General features: G+C 51.6%; 1 rRNA gene. It reads left to right on the plus strand.

The window, feature by feature from the left end:
* Positions 1-953, plus strand: a 23S ribosomal RNA gene (locus GTP55_RS29160); the annotation flags it as partial.

Below are 953 nucleotides of genomic sequence, written 5' to 3' on the forward strand. Positions count from 1 at the left end.
ATATGGTAGGAGAGCGTTCTGTAAGCCTGCGAAGGTGTCTTGTAAAGGATGCTGGAGGTATCAGAAGTGCGAATGCTGACATGAGTAGCGATAATGGGGGTGAAAAGCCCCCACGCCGTAAGCCCAAGGTTTCCTGTTCAACGTTCATCGGAGCAGGGTGAGTCGGCCCCTAAGGCGAGGCAGAGATGCGTAGCTGATGGGAAGCAGGTTAATATTCCTGCACCGTCGTATGATGCGATGGGGGGACGGATCGCGGAAGGTTGTCTGCCTGTTGGAATAGGCAGTTTCTGCTTCATAGAAGGCGCTTAGGCAAATCCGGGCGCGTAATTCAAGGGAGTGGGACGAGTGCACTTGTGCACGTAGCAATCGGAAGTGGTTCCAAGAAAAGCCTCTAAGCTTCAGTCATACGAGACCGTACCGCAAACCGACACAGGTGGGCGAGATGAGTATTCTAAGGCGCTTGAGAGAACTCGGGAGAAGGAACTCGGCAAATTGGTACCGTAACTTCGGGAAAAGGTACGCCCTTGTAGCTTGGCTGATTTACTTCAGTAGGGCGAACGGGTTGCAATAAACTGGTGGCTGCGACTGTTTAATAAAAACACAGCACTCTGCAAACACGAAAGTGGACGTATAGGGTGTGACGCCTGCCCGGTGCTGGAAGATTAAATGATGGGGTGCAAGCTCTTGATTGAAGTCCCAGTAAACGGCGGCCGTAACTATAACGGTCCTAAGGTAGCGAAATTCCTTGTCGGGTAAGTTCCGACCTGCACGAATGGCGTAACGATGGCCACACTGTCTCCTCCCGAGACTCAGCGAAGTTGAAATGTTTGTGATGATGCAATCTACCCGCGGCTAGACGGAAAGACCCCATGAACCTTTACTGTAGCTTTGCATTGGACTTTGAACCAATCTGTGTAGGATAGGTGGGAGGCTTTGAAGCGGGAACGCCAGTT

It is taken from the genome of Duganella margarita (genome assembly GCF_009857535.1).
Lineage (GTDB): Bacteria > Pseudomonadota > Gammaproteobacteria > Burkholderiales > Burkholderiaceae_D > Rugamonas > Rugamonas margarita.